This is a genomic window from Desertivirga xinjiangensis (assembly GCF_024436435.1).
In the GTDB taxonomy this organism is placed as follows: Bacteria; Bacteroidota; Bacteroidia; order Sphingobacteriales; family Sphingobacteriaceae; genus Desertivirga; species Desertivirga xinjiangensis.
Map to the genome: position 1 here is coordinate 292,573 of NZ_JAFMZP010000003.1, position 22,649 is coordinate 315,221.

Consider the following 22,649-nt stretch of genomic DNA (forward strand, 5'->3'; position numbering starts at 1 on the left):
TTCACAAATTAAATTTGATATAGTTAAATAAAGACAACATTTTTATAGCTTAATTAAAACTATATATGAAGCAAGTTTTTGCTGCTTTATGCTTTTCACTTATTCCTTTTATAAATTGCTTAGCCCAAGAGCATCTTGTTAAAGGAAAAGTCAGTGAGGAACATAGTGGTAGGCCATTACAGGGTGTAAGAGTTAATATAAAAGACAGTAAACATTCAGCCTTAACAGATCTCGGAGGCAATTATCAATTACTGGTACCAAATGAGAATTCAGTATTAATATATTCCTCGATAGGTTATGAAAAGCAGGAGGTGAGTTTAAGAGGGCGGTCAATACTTGATGTATTCCTTAAACAAAGCAATCAAACCCTCGATGAAGTAATGGTAGTTGCTTATGGAACTGTAAGAAAAGAAAGTTTTACAGGTTCTGTATCGGAAGTAAGATCAGAGACTTTTGAAAACCGGCCCATTACTTCTTTTGAAAAAGCTTTACAAGGTGCTGCATCCGGAGTTCAGGTTACAAGCGTTTCTGGTCAGCCAGGATCAAGCTCGACAGTAAGAATAAGAGGAGTAGGTTCATTCAACGCCTCTAGCACTCCATTATATGTTTTAGATGGTGTTGCAATCACCAATGGAAATATGAGTTACATGGCGCAGTCTGACGTTACATATACCGGAGATGTTCTGTCCTCTTTGAATCCAAATGACATTGAATCTGTAACTGTTTTAAAAGACGCATCTGCTTCTGCAATTTATGGTTCAAGGGCAGCAAATGGTGTTATTCTAATAAATACCAAGAAGGGAAAAGCTGGAAAAACAAACTTCTCCGCCAGATCCAATGCTGGATATTCATCTGAAGCGGTGTCCAAACACGCTGTCTTAAATGGCGCCGAGTATTACAAACTTTATTGGGACTATTATTATAAACAACGCAGGGCGCTCAACGATTCTGAAACTGACGCGGTAAGTTTTGCGAACAAGCAAACCAATAAAACGTTATTCGGATCGGAAACTAAAAGCAACTACAACACTACTAGTCCATATGTAGCGAATGGTGTACTAGCAGAAAATGCACGTTTATATTATGACACTGATTGGCGCAAGGAAGTGCTGAGAAGGGGACTCACAAAGAACATTGATATATCGGCTGAAGGCGGAGCTGAAAAAATTAAGTTTTTTGTTTCAGGAGGATATTTTAGTCAGGATGGAATTGTACTTGGCTCAGATTTTAAGAGATACTCGGGAAGATTCAACATATCCAATGATGTTTCTGATAACTTTACTGTGGGAATAACCAACCATCTTTCCTATACAGATCAAAATACCCCTGCAGGCGGAACCGGAGCTGCTAATCCAGTCAGATTTGGGGACCTTGTTTCCAATATTTATCCATTATATGCCCTTGATTCAAATGGAGAACCCCTTATAAATTCTATAACAGGACAAAGGGAGTATAATTACAGCAATCCTTTAACAAATGATTATAACCCGCTTGCTTTAAACGAACTCGATGAATATAACACCAGAACGGCACGGGTAATTACAAGTCCATTCGCTGAATTAAAGATATTAAAGACCCTCAAAGCTCGTTCTACTGTCGGCATTGACTATATCGCAAATAGAGAGAGACAATTTTATAACATGCAGCATGGCAATGGAACTGGAGTGCGCGGTCGCGGTTATCGTTTTTCAAGGGAAGATATTACACTAACATTTATTAATACCCTAAACTATAACAAAACGTTTGGTGAACACAGCGTTGACGTCTTACTTGGTCAAGAAGCTTATAAAACAAAAAGAGATAACACCTATAGTCAGGCTACCAACTTTGCTTTCCCTGGTGCAGATGAACTAATTGGTGCCTCCATTCCTTCTATTGCCCGCTCTTTCTTGTCAGAGCAAAAATTTGAATCTTACTTTACAAGGCTCAACTATAGTTACAAAAATAGATATTACATTTCGGGAAGCTTTCGAAGAGATGGTTCTTCAGTTTTTGGTCCCGGCTTCAAATTTGGAAACTTTTACTCCATCGGTGGAGCCTGGCGTCTTAGCCAGGAAAACTTCTTAAGCGAGATAGAATTTCTTGACGAGCTAAAATTGAAGGCGAGTTATGGCGTATCGGGGAATGATCGACTTGGAGTTGATAACAACCGCAGCCTCGAAAATCGTTATGCATGGCAGGCGCTTTATAGCCTCGGTAAGAACTATGAAGGTCAAACAGGGATGAACTTCTCTCAACTCGAAAACAGAGACTTGCATTGGGAAAAAACCAGATCTACAGATATAGGTCTGGAAGTTTCTTTCCTGAAAAATAGAATTAGCGCAGAGATTTCATATTATAACCGCGGATCAGATGAACTGCTATTTCAAAAGCCATTGTCGAAACTTACTGGTTTCGACTACATTAATAGTAATCTCGGCGCAATGGATAATCGTGGCTTTGAAATATTCTTAAAATCCAAGCCACTAGGATCAAAAGAGCTCGACTGGACTACATCATTCAATCTCACGTCTAACAAGAATACAATAAGGAGGATGACTCAAAACGAGATTATTGAAAACGGGACATCTAAACGCTGGACAGTTGGAGAGGATCGCTATCAGTGGTATATCAGAGAATACGCGGGCATAGATCCACAGACAGGCAGACCATTATGGTACGTAGACGAACTTGGTACAGACGGCAAGCCCAATGGAAACCGGTTAACGACCAGTAACCCAAGTTTAGCAACACAGTACGGAGGGCAGGGGTCCTCACTTCCTAAGGTCACTGGCGGATTTAATAATACTTTCAGATATGAAAACTTCGATCTAAACATCTTTACATATTTTTCGGCAGGAAATAAAATCTATGATAGCTTGTACAGCCTTCTCATGCATGGTGGGGAAACTTCTGGAACACAAATGTCCCGGGACATACTGAATGCCTGGAAAAATCCCGGGGATATCACTGATGTTCCAAGATTTGCTGTTACTAATACGGATCTTGGAAATTATACCTCGTCCAGATTCCTGGTAGATGGATCTTACATCCGCGTCAAAAACCTCACCTTAGGATATTCTCTTAATCAACGACTATTGAGATCGGCGAAGTTGTCTTCTGCACGAATCTATTTGATGGCCGAAAACCCGTTTACCCTGGCTAAACATAAAGGGATGGATCCGGAGATCGAAAACTCTGGCATCAGCAGCAGTGATGTTCCTAACATTAAAACCATATCATTAGGCATTAACATTGGATTATAAAAAGGAAATGAGCTTTAAAAATAGAAATAGTATCAAATGTATTATATTGATCCTTCTGGCTAGCATTTTAGGCTGCAAGAAAGATTTTTTAGATACTTCGCCAACCGAGCAGGTAGATGCAGATGAAGTTTTCAAAAGCTTGGAAAAGATACAAATTGCTATGACAGGCATTTATGATCTTACCACTACTGCCTCAAACACCTCTGCCTATTCGCACAACATGATCCTTAACGCAGATGTTAAAGGTGGTGATGTTCTCATTGTAAGTACTGGCAACTACGGTCGCTTTACTAACGGCTATCAATTTGTTGAAACAGTTACATCTTATGAACCTACCGAATATTGGGCGACATCCTATCAGATAATCGCAAACACAAACGAGTTTGTAGATAAGATACCGTCCTCTCCTTTAAATGAATCACAAAAAAAGCGCTACCTAGCCGAGGCGAGAGCGCTTAGGGCAGAGGCTTATTTCTGGTTGATAAGATGGTTTGCAAAACCCTACTCATTAGATCCTGAGGCAGCTGGCGTTCCAATTATCAGTAAGCCCTTAGGCCAATATGATACCCCTCCTGCCAGAAGTAAAGTGAAAGAAGTGTATGCCTTCATACTAGAGGATTTGAAATTTGCAGAACAAAACCTGGGAGAACAGAATAGCATCTATCGAATGAACATTCCTGCTATTCAAGGATTCCTCGCACGAGTTTATCTTACCATGGAAAATTGGCCGGAAGCGGTTAAGTACGCGAAACTTGCAAGAGCCAACAAACCATTAAGTCCGGCAAACGACCTTCTTAAAGGGTTTTTTAGTCCTACATCGGAATGGATTTACGCTATGAACGTTCGAACAGATGATAATCAGGGACTATTAGGAGTGCATTCATTCTATGAACCATATGATGTTGGTTATTCGACCTTCAGAGCCACCACCGAGTTTTTTAATTCATTTGCTGAAGCTGACATCCGTAAAAAACAGTTTCTCGTAAAAAGCTCAGTAAACGCCGATGCCAATACCGCTATCTATAGAATGAAAGGTGAGGGATACTTAATTAACAAATTCGATTACACCACCACTACTGCTAGAAATCAGGTTCTGATTCGATCTGCCGAGATGTGGCTGATAGAGGCAGAAGCGGAGGCTCGCCAGGGAATAACCCATGAGACCGAAGCCAAACTCGCTCTTCTTGAAATACAACGAAGAGCAGGAGTAGCAACCACGGTATCACCAAACACAGGAGATGCTTTGATTGAGGAGATAATGACAGAGCGATCAAAGGAATTATATGGCGAAGGACATAAATTTTTCGATTTGCTGAGAACGAAATCTCCGGTTAACCGGACCGGCTCAACAAGCCACTGGAAAATTGTTAACTACCTCCCTGGAGACAAAAAGTTAGTTTTACCTATTCCGCAGGATGAAATCAACGCAAATCCTAATATTGAACCGAACCCATTGTAAATTCATTTTAAATTTAGGTGAGAAGGCTCCGAAGATATTCGGGGCCTTTTTTATGAGATTAACCTTCGGTTTTTCAGTTGATGTAACATCAATTAGTGAAAACATTCACAATTCGCAAGCGTTGTTTGTATATATGCACTGTATCTACCAATCAAGAGCATATACCAGATAAAAACCTTTGTATTTGCGAGGAACTTCACCACTTAATGGCTGAAACTTTACTTGAAAACTTAAAACAGAAAGGACCAGACAGCGAAATCAACCGGTTTTTTTAGAAAAAAACCAATAAATGACTTAAATCATTTAAACATTCACAGAATTTTTGTGTATTTATTATTAATTGATCATTAATTAAAAAGAGGTATGAGAAAAAAATCGACATTTTTTTCTCTCTTGCTACTATGTGCAATAAATATATTTGCGCAAGAGCGTACTGTCACAGGTACGGTAACAGCGAGAGAGGACGGCCTGCCACTTCCCGGAGTAAGTGTCAGAATCAAGGGTGCTACTGTAGGCACCCAAACTAACGCTAACGGCGTCTATTCAATAAACGTGCCAGACCAGGGTGCCACTCTTGTATTTATCTACATTGGCTACGCAAACCAGGAAATTAGTGTGGGAACCAGAACTTCGATAGACGTTGTTATGGAAACAGATGCCACGCAGCTAGGAGAGGTTGTAGTAACAGCTCTAGGGATGTCAAGGCAACAGCGAACCATTGGCTATGCAGCCACAACGGTTAAATCGGAAGATATAACCCAGGCAAGAAATGCTAACGTAATGAGCGGTATCCAGGGTAAAGTTGCAGGCGTCACGATATCAAATAGCGGGGGGCCCGGAGCGTCAACCAAAGTCATTATCCGGGGAGTCTCATCATTTTCAGGTGGCAATAATCCTCTATACGTTATAGATGGAGTACCAATCAACAACAACACCGCCGACAATGGTTTCGCCAGTGATCCAACCACTCAAACAGTTGACCGGGTTAATCGCTCGGTTGATTTTGGAAACCAGGCTAATGACATTAACCCTGAGGACGTTGAATCTGTTACTATACTAAAAGGAGCATCTGCAACTGCCCTTTATGGTTCAAGAGCTTCACATGGAGTAATCATGATCACAACCAAAAAAGGCCAGTTAAATCAGAAGCTGAACGTAACTTATACCGGATCGGCAAACTTCACTAATGTTTTAAGGGTGCCCCAAACGCAGAATGTATTTGGTCAGGGTTGGCCCTATTTTGCCACCGAAGAAAACGGCTCATGGGGACCAAAGCTAAACGGCCAGATTAAAAGTTGGGGAGCTGAAGTTAATGGACAAAGCAGGGAAAAACCTTTTTCCTATGTAAAGAACAATGTCCGAGACTTTTATGATACCGGCTCAGATTTTCAAAATGCAGTTTCTATATCCGGAGGGGGCGAGCATAATTCTGTTCTCTTTTCTTACTCAAACACAGCGCAAAATGGAGTCGTACCAAATAACGCTGACAAATTTTCGAGAAATAATTTTTCCTTAAGAGGAACTTCAAAATACGGAAAGTTTGATGCTAACTACAGCTTAAATTACATTCGCAGGGATGTCAGTGCAGTTGCTGCAGGACAGGGCACAACCGACGGTGGATCAACGCTTTACCAGGAACTTTTAGCCATACCTGTCGATATTCCCATTAGCCAGTTGAAAGATTATAACAATATCTATAACAATGTTGACAACTACTTCACTGTATATGCAGACAACCCCTATTTCGTTATTAATGAAAATGGATCCAGACTTCAGGACGATCGGGTTTTTGGTAAGTTGGAATTAGGTTATGAAGTATTTAATGGAACCCGAGCTATTGGACGACTGGGGGGAGATTTTAATAATGCCAGGACTCATGATTGGGGAGCTATTGTCAATTTCAGTCCAGGATCCTATTCGGAAGAATGGGGAAAAGCGCCTACCGTAGGACGGTATGGCGAAACCTTTAGAAAAGATGGCCAGATCGACTTAAACCTCATGCTCCAGGGGGATTACAAAATAAATAATGATATTAGATTGGGTGGTACAATTGGTTATAATTACAATCAAAGAAGGTTCAACTATCTCAATTCTTACATAACCGGTTTAAATGTTCCCAAATGGTACAGTTTGGAAAATAAAACAACATCAGAGCCAATATCTTCATCCATTCTCAATCTACGTCGCCTAATGGCTGCATATGCAAATATTGACTTTGGGTTTAGAGACTATTGGTTTGTAAATGTATCGATGCGGAACGACTGGTCTTCAACATTACCAACCAACAACAGAAGCTATTTCTATGGTGGCGTAAATTCAGCGCTGGTTCTGACTGATATGTTTTCAGAAATTCAATCCGAAAAACTCAATTATCTCAAAGTAAGGGCCGCATGGGGTCAAACTGGTAACGATGCTGCCCCTTATCGAGTTGGAACTCCTTTTGTGCCCTCAAGACCGCGGCTAGCTTTCGGAGATTTATATCTTCCACTAAACGGGATCTTGGGATTAACGGAGTTGAATAACAAGGGGAACGAAAATCTCAAGCCAGAAATCACCACAGAATGGGAGTTGGGATTTGATACCAGATGGTTTGATAACCGAGTTGGCCTGGATTTCTCCTATTACAACCGAAAAACAGTAGACCAAATTGTGCGTGCAAGCGTACCGGCAGAAACTGGTTACACTACACAGACTTTGAATATTGGCAATATTGCTAACAGAGGGGTAGAAGCTCGCTTATCATTGATTCCCGTTAGAACTAATGATTTTAGATGGGACCTTGGCGCTAATTTCACAAAAAATGTGAGCAAAGTACTCAAGCTCTATGGCGACGCTCAGGAAATCCTGATTGAAGATGCCTATTCAGTTGACTTTGTTGCACGAGTAGGGGAACCACTGGGTATATTCCGTGTACCATCTGTTAGAAGAGTGCCCTCCGGTCCGGATGCCGGTAAAATAATTGTCAACACCTTAGGATATGAACAAATAGACGCAAGTGCTAAGGACGATGTAGGATCCTCAAACCCAGACTTTATTTTGGGTATAACAAATGGGTTAACTTATAAAAATTTTTCTTTAAATGCAGTAGTAGACTGGCGAAAAGGAGGCAAATTTTACTCCTATACTAAGCAACTAAGCGCATTTGTGGGAAACAATATGGAAACCACCTTCAACGAACGTCAACCATTTGTTGTTCCAAATTCAGTAAGGGAAATTGTGGCCGAAGATGGCACGGTAAGTTATGTCGAGAATAATATTCAGATTAACAATACCGATATGTATAACTATTGGTATGGAAACACTAATCCCTATCGCTGGAGAGATTATGTTCTCGACAGAGACTACTTAAAGTTACGGGAAGTGGTATTAACTTACACATTACCTAAGTCGGTCCTTACAAGATCAAAGCTATCTAAGGTTGATGTGAGTCTGATTGGAAGAAATTTGTTACTCTTTACCCCTAAATCCAACACGTTCGTCGACCCGGAAGCTACAAGTTATGGAAATGATATCATTTCAGAAATTGGAGAATTCGCTGCCGGGCCGTCAATGCGCAGCTTCGGAGCGAGTGTAAGGGTCACATTTTAAATTATTTTGACATGAAAAAACTTAAAATATTAGCCGCATTGCTTGTTTTGATCACCACTTATTCAGCGTGCAAAAAGGCTCTAGATATAAACGAGGATCCTAATTATCAGACAGATACAGGCGCAAAGTTCTTGTTACCGTCTGGAATTGCATTCTCAGCATCTCGCATAGGTGGAGATTACCAGTTAATAGGCAGTCTATGGGCTCAACAATATGCTCAACACAATAATTCAAGTCAGTATAGGACCACTGACAATTATAATCTCACAAACGCTAGCTACAATGCAGCATGGGATAATATGTGGGCCGGGGCTCTAAAAGACCTTAGGCTGGCCATGGCTAAAGCTGAAGCAGCTGGCGAATGGCATTATTATATTGCTGCCGAAGTAATGTCGGCATTCGACTACCACATTCTAAATGACTTCTATGGAGCAATTCCAATTTCAGAAGGGCTAAACTATCAAACTGTCCCGCAGCCAGCGTTCATAGAAAACAAAGCTGCAAATGGAATAATAATTTCAATGCTGGACGATGCGATTTCTAAAGAAAGCCAGGCTGCAGCTCTAAGCCCAATGGGAGGAGAAGATTTTGTTTTTGAAGGAAGTATTGAAAATTGGATCCGCTTTGCAAAGTCGTTAAAATTAAAGATTTTGATGCGAGATTTTGAAGTGAATAGAGTTGCTATTCAAGCTTTACTAAATGAAAATGATCTTCTAACAGTCGATGCAAAAGTGGATATTTTTATCGATGCAGAAAACAAATCAAATCCACTTTTTGAACAAGACAGGCGCAAACTAAATACAGCGCAAAATTTGCGGGCAAGCAACACCTTATTATCTTATCTGTTGGAAAATGACGATCCCAGGGTTGCAGCCTTTTATGAGACAACTAGCTATGAACCAGAGGATGAAGCCGATGAGGAATGGCCTCTCTATTTCGGCTTAGAACAAGGGTATTACAATACTCCTGAAAGGTACGAGAACTCACAGACATCAAGAGCTATTATAGAGCCAACTGATCCGGTGTTCTTTATGTCTGCGGCAGAAGTTGCTTTTCTTAAAGCCGAAGCTAATGCCCGACTAGGAAATTCAACCTCAGCTAAAACGAACTATGATCAGGGAGTTACTCTTGCTTTCCAAAGGTGGAATTCGGCTGACCTCCCTCTTAATGCAGCAGCGTTTATCTCCCCTGGAGGTGAGTATGCATTCAATACAGCAGCCGGCACAGAAGGTATGATCCAGCAGATCATCACTCAAAAATGGATAGCTTCAACCCGTTCACAATCGTGGGATGCATTTTTTGATCAGAACAGAACAGGTTATCCGCCTATCAGCACTGTAACTTCAAATGATCCAGCATATGTTCCCGGATCCTTTACTATTTCCAGAACCTCTGTATTACCAGCCGAACAAACACCCCGAAGACTGCTCTTTCCAAAGAGTTCAAGTGACTACAATCCTAACACCCCAACTGTTGTACCTATATATACAAAAATGTGGTGGCATAAATAACCGTCGATTTTTAACATTAGCAAGATGAACATGAAAAAATTTAGAAATATAATCCTGTCACTATTCATAACTGCTTTGATAAGTTGTGAAACCTACCCCGATCAGGAGGTAGAACATTCGCCAATATGGCCTATGGCCGGAGAATGGCTTACCTATGCATATACTCAGGATGGAACCCCGTTCGGAGCGACTACTGCCAACCAACGTGGTACCCGATTGACTCTTCGAACGTATAACACAGCAGCAAACAGTAGTGACCAAGCATGGATACGCATGGGGACAAACACCCAGGCTCCTGCTATTTGGGGGAAAATCAGTGTAAATGTTAATGAGAAAACCTTTGCCGGAAGAGATATACCTAACGATCTATTTCCAGGTAAGACATTCAGTTTAAATGAGGCTAAGGTTCTTTTACAAGCAACAACAACTCCCTCTGGTGCTGTTGCTGACAGTATTTATATAAACTATATAGCCTCTGACGGAATAACTTACACGCTAAGAGGCCATCGGAGAACCGCATGGACGCCAACGGAGTAATTTAAAAAGCGGTCGTTTACTGTTCAATGTAAACGACCGCTTTTTTATTTCCCCTCCAACAATACCTCTACCCTTAAATTTTTCAAGTTCTCTAACGGGTTTTTCGAAACTATTATAGGATTTTTACCTCCAACTCCTATACAAGATAATCGTTTTTCACTGATTCCCATATTGACCAAATTCTTTTTAATAGCAAGGGCTCTTTTGAAGGAAAGTTGCTGCAAGTAACTATTCTCGGCGAATGGATTATTATTCGTGTGACCGATTATCCTGGCATCAAAACCACCATGCTCTTTAAGAAAGTTTGCCAGTCGAACAAGGTCGGGCGTGGCATTCATCATAATAAGATCCTTATCAGGAGAAAAATGGATGTTAAACAACAAAAGCTTTTTGCCGTCAGCCGGAGGCTCCAGGTAAAAGTCAAGAGTATCCAGGTTTCTGGACAAGCTAATATCTTCAGTTTTAAAAATAAACCCAGGATGTTGCGCTGTTACATTTATTGCCCTTCCTAGCGGCACAGCCAGGGAATATTCTCCATTTTGATTTGCATAGGTTTCAGACAAAGCCACGCCAGTCAAATCATCTTCACACACTATCCGGGCGGCGGGCAAAGAATCCTGCTTCTCACTATTAAATACTTTGCCGGTAACCCGTGCTACCAGCGGATATGATGGCTTAAGTTTACTAACAAAGGAAAAACCCGCACCCCCATCATAAATGTTATCAATGATGATCGCAAGCGAATCGCCCGCTTTCACGTCCAGCGGTTTTGAAAAGCTTTTTCCAGGACCCGCATTTGCATATGAATTTATGTACCCTTCAGCCAACCCGGTACGGCTTTTTATCTGCAAGTCATTTCGTGAAATATTAGACCGAACTGGTAGGATGTTGTTCCTCGCAATAGCACTTGCTAAATCCTGATTGTAACGATACAGCATCCAGTCGTAATCATCAGAAAGCTGTTTCGGCTTTATCTCAAAGCTTAGGATACCATCGTAAGGTATTCCCAGCTTCAGCCAGATGGTATTCCGCTCAATTTTGAAGATGACCGGAGAGCGTCGCTTGTTTATCTTGAACTCCTGGACTTTTCCATAACCCACAGGGCTTCTTGAAAATACATACGTTGTATTTACCTGGAGAGATTTCGCGTACTTTAAATCCCCGGCATTTTCCTGAGCATTCAAAGAAATTGAATGTAAAAGAACCAGCATGTAGAGAACAAGAAAGCGCATTCAGATAGATCCAAATAAAAAAATCACATAAATTCAACCTTTACATCACGATCATTAACTACTAAAGTAACTGTTTTTCCCAAAATAATCGCATGGTTATCAGAAACATGCCCGGCCGGAAAACTGAAGCACACCGGATAGTTGTATTCTTTTACATGATTGATAATAATTTCTTCAACAGACTCGCCAAAAGGGATATCATTATCTTTTAAATCCGTGAACCCTCCTACAATTAAGCCTTTTAACTTCGCTAGCTTGTTTGCCCTCTTCAAGCACCACATCATACGATCAATCGAGTATAAATACTCTCCCACATCTTCTATGAAAAGGATCTTCCCATTATAATCCATATCAGAGTCTGAGCCATTTAACATTGCCAGAAGCGTAAGATTTCCTCCAATTACCGGAGCTTTTGCAATTCCATGAATATTGCTGCGCACTGCAGGAAACGCATATTTTAAGGGCTCCCCAAACAACGCTTTACGTAACGAATTTAAAGATGGCTTTGTTGCATCAGGAACATTTAGAGGCATCTGTCCATGAATAGTCTGGATACCCATACCGGCGTGAATGTGACTGTGTAATACTGTGATGTCACTGAAGCCTGCCAGCCATTTGGGGCTCTTTTGAAACTTTTTAAAGTCAAGCTGATCTATAATACGAATGGTACCATAACCACCCCGGGCTGCAATTATTGCTTTTACCGATTGGTCATCCAAAAACCGCTGTAAGTCCTTTCGGCGAAATTCGTCATCACCGGCAAACTGCCTGTAAGATGCATATACTGTTTCCCCTAAAACTACTTCGAGACCCCAGCCTTCAAGCAAAGCTATCGCTGAACTAATATCATGTGGCAATTTCTTAGCCGGACAGGTTATAGCAATTTTATCACCTTTTTTCAAATAAGCAGGAGCAATAGATTCAGTTTGCATAATTCGGTCTACAAATATGCAAATTTGATCTTTACACATTCGCAAATGGTTATCTTTGCTCAATTTAATTAAAATTGATGTCTGAATTAGATAAATTTAAAAGATATACTGTTACATCCGCTTTACCTTATGCTAACGGTCCCTTACATATCGGACATTTGGCGGGGGCATACTTGCCAGCTGACACCTTTGTGAGACACCTTCGCCTTAAAAGAAAGGACGTCGTTTATATTTGCGGATCTGATGAACATGGCGCTGCCATCACTATAAAAGCAAAGAAGGAAGGCACTACTCCACAGGAAATCATTGATAAATACCATAACCAAATTAAAAAGAGTTTTGGAGATTTTGGCATAGGATTTAACATTTATCACCGGACCTCTTCTCCAATACATCACGATCTTTCCCAGGAATTTTTTCTGAACCTCTATGAAAAGGGGGAATTTATCGAAAAAGAGTCAGAACAGTATTATGATGAAGAGTTCGATCAGTTTCTCGCTGACCGTTATATTATCGGAACCTGTCCGAATTGCAAAAATGACGGCGCATATGGCGACCAGTGCGAAAAATGCGGGACGTCTTTAAGCCCAACAGATTTAATTAACCCCAAATCAACATTAAGCGGAAAAGAACCGATCCTTAGATTAACGAAGCATTGGTACTTACCTCTCGATAAATATCAACCCTGGCTTGAAGACTGGTTGCTGGAAGGCAAAAAAAACAAATGGAAATCAAACGTGTACGGCCAATGTAGTTCCTGGTTAAAATCGGGATTGCAGCCCCGTTCTATGACCCGGGACCTGGATTGGGGGATTGATGTACCATTAGAAGAAGCTAAGGGGAAGAAATTATACGTATGGATGGACGCGCCAATAGGGTATATTTCGGCAACTAAACAATGGGCTATCGACAATGGTAAAGACTGGAAACTTTACTGGAAAAATCAGGAGAAGGAAGAAGACAACTCCTGCTTACTGCATTTCATCGGAAAAGATAACATTGTGTTCCATTGTATTACTTTCCCATCAATCCTCCATGCACACGGAGAATACATCCTGCCTCAAAATGTTCCTGCAAATGAATTCTTAAATTTAGAAGGGGACAAACTATCGACTTCAAGAAATCATGCAGTTTGGCTTCATGAATATCTGGACGAATTCCCTGGAAAACAGGATGAACTCCGCTTTGTACTAACGTCGATCCTGCCAGAAACCTCTGACAGTGAGTTTACCTGGAAGGATTACCAGGCAAGAATTAACAATGAACTTGTTGCTATACTAGGGAACTTTGTAAATAGGGTAATGATACTTATGCACAAGTATTACGATGGTATACTTGAGCAGAGCACACTTAACGATGTAGACCTGAGTAACCAGGTAGGAAACACCTACTCTGAAATGGACGAGAACCTGCAAAGCTTCAAGTTCCGCCAGGGTCTGTCCTCTGTGATAGATCTTGCTAGGACAGGTAATAGATATCTTACAGAGAAGGAGCCGTGGAAAACCTTTAAAACTGACCCTGAAAATACTCGAGTCGTACTTGAAAATTGTGTTCAACTAATAGGTCATTTGGGTGTCCTCATGCAACCCTTTTTACCGAATGCTTCCAAAAAACTCTTTCAATTGTTAAACCTGGAAAACGATACTGTGTACTATGATGAGGCGCTTGATCTTAAGAAAGGGCACCAGCTAAATAAGCCAGAACTATTGTTTGAGAAGGTAGAGGATGAGGTTATTGAAAGACAATTGGAAAAACTAAAGCAAAAAACGCAGGCGGCTGCACCTGAAAAAACACCGAATATTTCTGAGGCAAAAGAAAACATTTCTTTTGAGCAATTTGCAGCTATGGACATCCGGACTGGAACAATCTTAGAAGCAGAAAAAGTTGCTAAAACAAAAAAACTTCTAAAACTTAAAATAGATACCGGTATAGACCAACGCACGGTTGTCTCAGGTATTGCTGAATTCTTTGAGCCGGAGTCAATCATTGGTAAGAAGGTGAGCATACTAGTTAATCTTGAACCAAGAGAGATCAAGGGTATCCAATCGCAAGGTATGATCCTGATGGCGGAAAACCTCGATGGCAAGTTAAGTTTTGTTTCACCGGGAGATGAAACCAACAATGGTTCCACGGTGCGTTGATGTGTTTAAATTTGAAATTCGACTTAATTTTTTAATTTTAAATCTGCACATTTGCACATCTTATATTATCATCGGCCCTGTAGTTCAACGGATAGAATAGGCGTTTCCTAAACTCTAGATGTGGGTTCGATTCCCGCCGGGGCTACGTGACGGGAAAAGTTCAATTCACGAACTTTTCCCGTTTATTTACTTTCCCGCCAAACTATAAGTGCCATAATGAGATAAACTCCAATCCCTGAAATTTGACGGCTCTGGAATCCCCTTTTTAAATTTAACATCTAGTTAATAAGCAAATTGTTTCTTTGTATTCGATGTTGAAAAACGAGGCTCGTGCTCAAGAGGATTTGCTCATTGCCTATGAGCAATATTGGGAAATGCTTTTTGATATTGCTTTTTTCAAGACAGGTGATACGGAAGTAGCAAAAGACATTGTCCAGGATGTGTTTATCGGTCTCTGGAACAACATATCTAGCATTCGTTTAGATGAAATCAAGTTTTACTTGCTTAGATCATTAAGAAACCGTGTAATCAACTACTATCGGAATGCGGGCGTCCGTCATAAGCATATGGATCTTTACTTACAAACCCTAAGTGAAGCCGAAGAACAAACTTTTGGGAATTTAACTGCAAAAGAGCTTCAGAAACTTATTGATACAGAGATTAGACTGTTGCCTGAAAAGATGGGCGAAATTGTTAGATTGAGTTGTATTGAAGATTATTCGCATACAGAGATTGCAGATATGTTATCCCTGTCTACACAGACAGTTAAAAACCAGTTAAGTTCTGGTCGCAAGCGTTTAAAGGACGCCCTATCTCAATACCCCCTGGATTATCACCTCCCCATATTGACATTCTTTCTCAATTTGTAAAAAAAAATTGATCTGCCTAGTACGCTTTAAATCTATAGGTGTATAAAAGAGTAGATGAAAGACGAATCAAAGGATCTACAAAGGCTAATAGAGAAATTTCATAAAGGTGAATGTTCGCCCGAAGAAGAATTAATGTTAACAATTTGGGTGAATCGTTTGAACGAACATTCGTCGGCACATAAAGATGTTGATAAACCAGCAATCAAAGAGAAGATGCTGGAAGCTATTACAAGTGCTGCGGGAGCACCAGCTAACCGGAAAATAAACAATTTTACACTCCCCCTGAAAAGGTGGACTACCATCGCAGCGGCTGTGCTGATTGCATGTTTGTCAATACTCTTATCATACAACAGCAATCAAAAGGCGGATACCAATATCGTCTATATAACGCATTATGCAGGAGAGGGTAAGATGTTGCATCTCTCCTTGCCTGACAGCAGTTTGATTTACCTTAGTGCAGGAAGTAGCATCCGCTTCCCTAAACAATTTGCCAGGCTAAGCCGGGAGGTACATTTGAATGGTGAGGCATTTTTTAAGGTTACCCGTCACACCGATAAACCATTTATCGTCCATGCGGGTCCTGTAAGCACTCGTGTATTGGGTACGCAATTCAAGGTAAATTCTTTTCTGTCTCTTCAAAGTATCAACATCGAAGTAGAGGAAGGAAAAGTACAAGTCAGCAATGATACAAAAGTGTTAAGTAGCCTCACAAACCATCAAACCCTACTTTATGACAGGAAGACAGGCGAATTTGCAACGGGGGTGAACAAAACCATTCATCTGGAGGATTTTGCTAAAGGCCATATCATTTTTAAAAATGCCTCGTTTGAGGAACTCGCACTTCGCGTTAAAAACCAGTATGGATATAACCTGATTTTTCAAGATTCCGCTCTTAAAGCAAACAGGTTCACTGCTGACTTTTATATAACACAGCCGATTAATATCTTCCTAAGTAAGTTCTGTTCAGTATACGGAAAAAGTTTTACCATTAAAGGAAAGGAGATTTTTATACGATAAGATTACCTACAAAAAGAGCTGCCAGCCAAGCAAGGCCGGCAGCACAGCTTTCGGTACGCCAATACCGATAGACTGTAATTGCGTCTTTGCTCACTAAAACAAAAACATTCAAATATGACAAATAAAACAGTTCATGTCTGCATATTATTCATGAAACTATCCTTTTTATCTTTATTTTTTATCACTCTACTATCTACAACGATGTTGGCAGGTAACGTCGGCGGACAAATCCTGAACAGTAAGGTCTCAGTAACTATCGGTCAAACTAGTGCGGACAAAGCCATCGAGAAAATAGCCAATTCTACCGGAATTAGCTTCTTTTATGATGTAACAACTCTGACCCAGATAAAAACCGTCGCTCGAACTTACAGGAATCAACCTTTAGCCTTAGTGCTGACTGACTTATTTAACCATTCTTCACTAGGTTTTAAAGAGGAGCGAAACAGCGTTATTCTCTTTAAAAAACCAGCACCTGCCGCTCCGCAAAAAGGGCCGCGCGGCAGTATTCAAGGTACGTTACGGGACGCTAAAACAAATGAAACGCTAATTGGAGCCTCGGTAAGAGTGCGAGGACTAAATAATGGCACATCTACCGATGTTGAAGGTAAATTCAGGATCAGCAACCTTGAAGCGGGAGTGTATACTCTCGTTTTTTCTTCACTCGGTTACAAGCTCGCCACGGTAACGAACGTGGAAGTTCAGGCCGGAACTATTACAAAAGTAGATTTTAAGCTGGTTCCAGATGAGGGACAATTAAGCGAAGTTGTTGTTCGGGCTGATATTAAGTTGGAGAACACCACAGAGCGGGGCATTATTAAGGAAATTTTCGAGTCCCGCGGTGTCATATCCGGTATTTCTACCGAACAGATCAACAAAAGCCTTGATCGTGACGCATCTGATGTAGTACGCAGGGTTTCCTCTGCAACTATCATCAACGACCGCTTTGTGTTACTACGGGGCCTCGACCCCCGCTACACACTTACCATGATCAACGACTTTATTGCGCCAAGTTCTGAGACGGATAGTCGGGATTTTTCGTTCGACATGCTTCAGACAAACACGATCGATCATATTTCAATATACAAATCTCCGGTTCCTGAGTTGCCCGCCGATTATGTAGGAGGGGTAGTGAAAGTAACAACAAAGAACACTGCTAATTCTCGCCAGATACAGTTTCAAACTTCCACTCAGTTCAGACCAGGCAGCAGCTTTCAGGACTTTTATACCTACAAGGGCAGCAAGACCGACTGGCTGGGCTTCGATAGGTCTTACCGGGCCTTCCCTAAAGATGTGCCGGGATTTTTCGAGCTGCCGGCCCAACGCAACCAGGCCCCTTATTACGGCTCCCGAGGATTATTTGAGGCAACAAATAAAGCTTCCTGGAACCTGCAGCGAGAAAAGGCAAATGTAGACAAACGCTTCAATCTCAGCTATTATGATTCCTGGAAATTGCGGGGCGAGCAGGTGCTGAACAACCTCAGTTCCGTTGCCTATACTACCACCAGGCAGAACCAGTATCTGAAGGGAGCCTACATTCCTGGTCCCTTCGTTGACAGCTACCGGATAGACACCACGAGCACCGAGGCAGTTCGTATTTCATTGATGGAAAACCTTACCTGGGTGATCAATAAGAATAACTCGGTAAGTTTTAACAATTTCCTTAATCAGATGTCTGATGATAATACCTTAGTGCGCCATGGTGGGGGTGATGGGGAATTTGCGAACTCAGAGTATGCCAAAGCCGTACAGTTCCGCTACCGCAGTCGCACGCTGTATACTGGCCAGATTAATGGCAAGCATCAACTCGGCAAGCAACAGTTGCAATGGCGGGCGGGCTACGGCTATACAGCTGAACAACTCCCCAACTACCGCGGGCTTGGCCTGGGACGACAATTAGGCACTGATTCTGTTATGTTTTTTGGCCGTAATGGCTTTGGCGAAACAAGTGGGGCTTTTAACTATTGGCAAAATTTGAATGAGCATACCTATACTGCTGCAGCTGATTATGAGATCCCTTTATACAAGAAAATAACGCTTCGTACAGGCTTTTTTGGAGAGCTAAAAAAGAGGAGCTTTCTGCCGAGGAACTTCGGAAATGGCGCCCTGGTGGAAGGCTGGTTCTCAGGAGACATCTTCAACCGCTTAGATGACTTCTTCACACCGGGAAGCTACGGGTCTACCCAGCCAGGAGCCGAACCTGCCCGGTACGACTTCCAATACGATGACCGTACTATTTTAACGGTTGGGACTTCAGGATACAAAGCAGAAAACAGGCAGGCCGCCTGGTACGGAGCTTTAAATATTCCCCTGTTTAAAGAAAAACTATTGATCTATGGAGGCCTGAGGGCCGAATATAATAACCAGCGTCTCACTGCCCAAACTGGTTATGTTGATGCCGACAATAACCCAGTGTATCAGGAATCAAAACGTGATTCTGTGGGCCTTGACTTTTTGCCTTCAGTAAACCTTACCTATAAAATGACCAGGAAAATGCAGCTCCGCGCGGGATATGGTCTTACGGTAAACCGACCAGTTTTCCGCGAAGTTGCTCCTTTCAATTTTGCTGACCTGGTGAGCAATAATTTCTTTAAAGGTAATACCGGTTTATATCAATCCACGGCTGCCAATGCTGATCTTCGCTGGGAATGGTACCTTTCAGACCGGGAACTAATCAGTATCGGTGGTTTTTACAAGTATATCATTGATCCAATTGAGCGCTATACCCTTGGCGGCCTGGTAATACCTGTCAATTCCATTGATGCCAAGGTACTGGGAGCTGAGCTGGAGATCCGGAAGAACCTTGAATTTCTTGGCAGCCGTTTCCTGAAACGCTTCTCCATGATCGGTAATTTCTCCTATTTAAGAACCCGGACCCGGATAGCAGAGAACACGCTAGGTGATCCTAGTCTTTACCAAGGGTTTGCCCCCAGGGAGACCAGGCCATTAGTAGGTTCTTCTCCGTATATTATTAATGCTGGCCTTTACTACGACAACCCTTCCAGCGGCACCCAAATCTCTGCCCTTTATAACGTGGCGGGAAACCGGCTCATCTTTGGTGGTAGTGTCAGTTCTATTGGTGAAATTTATGAAGCCCCAAGAAATGTAATTGACCTGGTTTACACGCAGCGGCTGAGTCGTAACCTTTCAGTAAAAATGGGTGTTCAGGATCTGCTTAACCAGTCGTACAGGTTTTTTCGCGACGTAGACCGGAATCGCAAATACAACCCTACTAAATACAATAAGCTGGATCTCGCTATTCAACGGGGAGAAATCCTGGGACCAACAATGTTGGGCAATGATCTTTACCGTATCCCTGACGTGGAAAGTATGGATTACATAGAATACGAGTTCAAACCGGGCAGCTATTACAATGTAGGGCTAAACTTTACTTTTTAGTACAAAATTATGAAAAGCAATATATCACTATTTGCCTCCTGCCATAAATGGGGCGGCTTTTTTTCCCTTTTGCTGCTGATGACAATAATGTCGGCCGCTTGCCTCAAAAGCAAGGACCTGGAATTTACTCCTCATATTTCACATATCTCGCCAAATGCTGTTGCTAAAGGTGCAACACTGCTGATCAGAGGTGAGAACTTCGTTTTTTCGAATGCTACTACAACTGTGAAGCTTACCATGGAGGGACCTCAGCTCTACGAACTGGACGGAGTCTCTTTGTTAAGTTATGTAAAGAATAATGAAATCCGCTTCCCTATGCCCGAACTTCAGCCGGGGATGTATAGTGTTTATCTAACCGTACTCGACCGGCAGGGTAACCGGCGAAGTAATACCGTACATATTCAGGTTCTCGAGGTAGGGGTCTCAGAAATCAGCCCTGAACGTGCAGTTGCTGGAACGGAAATTACCATCCGGGGTACAGCCTTGAAGAATACAACGAAGGTGCTTTTTACAGGTTTAAACTATCAACAGGTAGAGGCTATCCCTGTAGTGCCACCAACTAATGAAGAGATCCGTGTAGTAATACCACAAGGGGCAATACCGGGTCCTATCAGTCTGAGTGCCGCCAACTTTATCATTCAGGGACCTGAGTACCATGTGGCGCTGCCAGCGCCAGCGATATTGGATATTTCGGGTACAAACCTCAAGCCAGGAGACAAGATCAGCATCAGTGGTGCCAATTTCGGTCCAGCAAAGCCAAATGACTGGACGCCTTACCCCTACTCGCGAAGAGTCCTCTTCCAGGCGGAGAACGGTGGACAAGTCGAGGGGATACTCAGCAATGCACCGGATGAAAATACGGATACTAAAACGACTGTTTATGTCCCCTTAGGGGCTACGTCAGGGCCGCTTGAATTGGAAATTGATGGTATTAAAGCCTCAAATTCACCTCAGCTGACTATCACACCCGTGCAGATCAACCATGGTATGGCCTTTTATGATAACAATAACGTGTACCTGGCGGCAATGGAAAATGGTGCATCCAGATTCTTCAAGTTGTTTAGCAGCTCTGGTTTCATTGCTCAGGCTATTCACGCCGACCCGCAAAGTCGTAAGATCTACTTCAATCTGGACAATGAAGTCAGTAGCATTACCTTTGACGGAAGTGATTTGACAACAGTTGCCTCGGGATCAGCATCGAAATTCTACAATTATCGCAATAAGGTTTACTACCTTACAAGCGATAAGCGGGTAATTTCCACCGAGGGCGAGCAGATTGCACAGCTGCCTGACAATGATGTGTTGAATTACGAACTTGATCTGGGAACTGGCTTTGCATATGGAGTTCGAATTGACTACAACACGGGCATGAATAAAATTTTCAGGGTGAACCTGGAAACAGGGGAGGAAAGGGCGATTTACCAGGATCTCGCGCCAGCAATGGGAATTGAAGATATCCGTGTTCATAACAACCAGATTTATTTGAACTACCGCAACTCAATTGTAACTGCAAGAATAGATGGTACTGGCCCTATTGAAACAGTAGTTCCTGACTTGCAGTATGCCGCAAACCTGACAATTGACCTTCGTAGTAACAGGCTTGTCTTCATTGATGGTGGGGTAATCTATAGCTCTGCTTTAGACGGCTCTGACAAGCGGATAGTTTTTAATACACAGAGCGATCATCCATTCCTTTCTGGACTCTATAGTTATTCATTATTTTAACCCAAAGGTGCGGCCTGGTGCCGCGCCATTTAAAAGACAGTGATGAGAAAGAAAAAATACAACAACCTGATGAGAATTTTTCTGGGAGCCCTTATGGTAGTTCTTGCGGCTGCCTGTCAGAAAGAGAACCCGCCCTCTACAGAACCAGTTAAGTGGGCTTTCACCTATGTCGGGGACAACAATACCTCCTGTTATGCAGACCGTATCACCGACTACACGGTACCTGAAGCGTTTGAATCTACTGTCATTGGCCCCCAGATGTATGGTCTTACCCTGGATAGGATGCAAAAGAAGCTCTACTACTTCGATGGAACTGAGAATATTTACCGCTGTAATTACGATTTCAGTCAGCCCGAGCTCGTTGGAAATGCTGGCAGGATCACCGGCCCTCCAAATCAAAATGCAGTTGCGGGAGGCCTGATCAGCTATGACCGCAGATTCTATCGCCATGAAGACGATGGACTTGGAATGGGTGCTCTTGTTTCAAGCAAGCTGGATGGAAGCGACAGGAAACACCTTTTTGAAGGCTTTACATTTATAGGGATGGTTGGTATTTCGAGACCTGCTGAAGAACCCTATGTTTATTTCGCAATGTCAGGCGAAAAGAAAATATATAGGGGCAACGCAGATGGCACGGGTACATTGCAACTCCTTGCCGACTTGAGCAGCGATACCACCTTCACTCAGATTAGCGACCTGGAGGTCTATAAGAACAAGCTCTATGTTGGGACCGATAAGGGTATCTATGAAATGAGCCCCGAAGGCAGGAATATGAAAAGAATCTTCGCAGAAACTGCAAAAAATATTGCCCGTAATGGGATGTACCTTGGCGAGCGCGAGCAGAAGCTTTATTGGATAAGTGCAGACCCTGATGAAACCGGGGTCTATTATGGCTCGCCTTATCTTTATGAGGGGAAGATCGATGGGACAGGGGCAATTAAACTTTTAGAACAATTTAGTTACAAAGCAAACCTTAGTGTCGATATTTCCGATTAAA

General features: G+C 42.1%; 13 protein-coding genes and 1 tRNA gene. 12 read left to right on the forward strand and 2 right to left on the reverse strand.

The annotated features are described in order from the left end of the window. Positions 1-65 precede the first annotated feature (65 nt). The 5 genes from J3P37_RS09480 (at position 66) to J3P37_RS09500 (ending at position 10,340) form a co-directional block, all read left to right on the forward strand. Positions 66-3,245, forward strand: coding sequence for a SusC/RagA family TonB-linked outer membrane protein (locus tag J3P37_RS09480; protein WP_256010868.1), 3,180 nt, complete (start codon positions 66-68; stop codon positions 3,243-3,245). A 7-nt stretch (positions 3,246-3,252) separates the two neighbouring features. Continuing rightward, a complete protein-coding gene (locus J3P37_RS09485) occupies positions 3,253-4,704 on the forward strand; it encodes a RagB/SusD family nutrient uptake outer membrane protein (protein ID WP_256010869.1) in 1,452 nt (483 codons plus the stop codon). Between the two features lie 363 nt (positions 4,705-5,067). After that, complete coding sequence (locus J3P37_RS09490; RefSeq protein ID WP_256010870.1) at positions 5,068-8,292, forward strand: SusC/RagA family TonB-linked outer membrane protein; 3,225 nt, start codon at positions 5,068-5,070, stop codon at positions 8,290-8,292. Between the two features lie 11 nt (positions 8,293-8,303). Then, on the forward strand, positions 8,304-9,803 hold the full coding sequence (locus J3P37_RS09495) for a SusD/RagB family nutrient-binding outer membrane lipoprotein (RefSeq protein ID WP_256010871.1): 1,500 nt from the start codon (positions 8,304-8,306) through the stop codon (positions 9,801-9,803). A gap of 30 nt (positions 9,804-9,833) precedes the next feature. Beyond that, a complete protein-coding gene (locus J3P37_RS09500) occupies positions 9,834-10,340 on the forward strand; it encodes a lipid-binding protein (protein ID WP_256010872.1) in 507 nt (168 codons plus the stop codon). A 44-nt stretch (positions 10,341-10,384) separates the two neighbouring features. Here the strand turns inward: J3P37_RS09500 and J3P37_RS09505 are convergent, their stop codons facing one another. Then, positions 10,385-11,572 carry an OmpA family protein gene (locus J3P37_RS09505; RefSeq protein ID WP_256010873.1) on the reverse strand — a complete coding sequence of 396 codons (1,188 nt, stop codon included), beginning with the start codon at positions 11,570-11,572 and terminating at the stop codon, positions 10,385-10,387. A gap of 23 nt (positions 11,573-11,595) precedes the next feature. Further along, positions 11,596-12,504, reverse strand: coding sequence for a S66 peptidase family protein (locus J3P37_RS09510; RefSeq protein WP_256010874.1), 909 nt, complete (start codon positions 12,502-12,504; stop codon positions 11,596-11,598). 77 nt (positions 12,505-12,581) lie between these two features. Here J3P37_RS09510 and metG point away from each other — a divergent pair, with 77 nt between their 5' ends. From metG to J3P37_RS09545, 7 genes are all read left to right on the forward strand, one after another. Beyond that, on the forward strand, positions 12,582-14,645 hold the full coding sequence (gene metG, locus J3P37_RS09515; protein ID WP_256010875.1) for a methionine--tRNA ligase: 2,064 nt from the start codon (positions 12,582-12,584) through the stop codon (positions 14,643-14,645). 73 nt (positions 14,646-14,718) lie between these two features. Then, positions 14,719-14,790 (forward strand) — tRNA-Arg (locus J3P37_RS09520). 166 nt (positions 14,791-14,956) lie between these two features. Further along, entirely contained in the window at positions 14,957-15,514 is a 558-nt protein-coding gene (locus J3P37_RS09525; RefSeq protein WP_256010876.1) for an RNA polymerase sigma factor, read from the forward strand. Between the two features lie 54 nt (positions 15,515-15,568). Then, the gene (locus tag J3P37_RS09530; RefSeq protein WP_256010877.1) at positions 15,569-16,531 is read left to right on the forward strand and encodes a FecR family protein; all 963 of its coding nucleotides are present in this window, start codon (positions 15,569-15,571) and stop codon (positions 16,529-16,531) included. Positions 16,532-16,645: 114 nt separating this feature from the next. Beyond that, complete coding sequence (locus J3P37_RS09535; RefSeq protein ID WP_256010878.1) at positions 16,646-19,927, forward strand: TonB-dependent receptor; 3,282 nt, start codon at positions 16,646-16,648, stop codon at positions 19,925-19,927. Between the two features lie 9 nt (positions 19,928-19,936). Continuing rightward, complete coding sequence (locus tag J3P37_RS09540) at positions 19,937-21,652, forward strand: IPT/TIG domain-containing protein (protein WP_256010879.1); 1,716 nt, start codon at positions 19,937-19,939, stop codon at positions 21,650-21,652. A 42-nt stretch (positions 21,653-21,694) separates the two neighbouring features. Continuing rightward, the gene (locus J3P37_RS09545; RefSeq protein ID WP_256010880.1) at positions 21,695-22,648 is read left to right on the forward strand and encodes a hypothetical protein; all 954 of its coding nucleotides are present in this window, start codon (positions 21,695-21,697) and stop codon (positions 22,646-22,648) included. The last annotated feature ends 1 nt before the right edge of the window (position 22,649 follow it).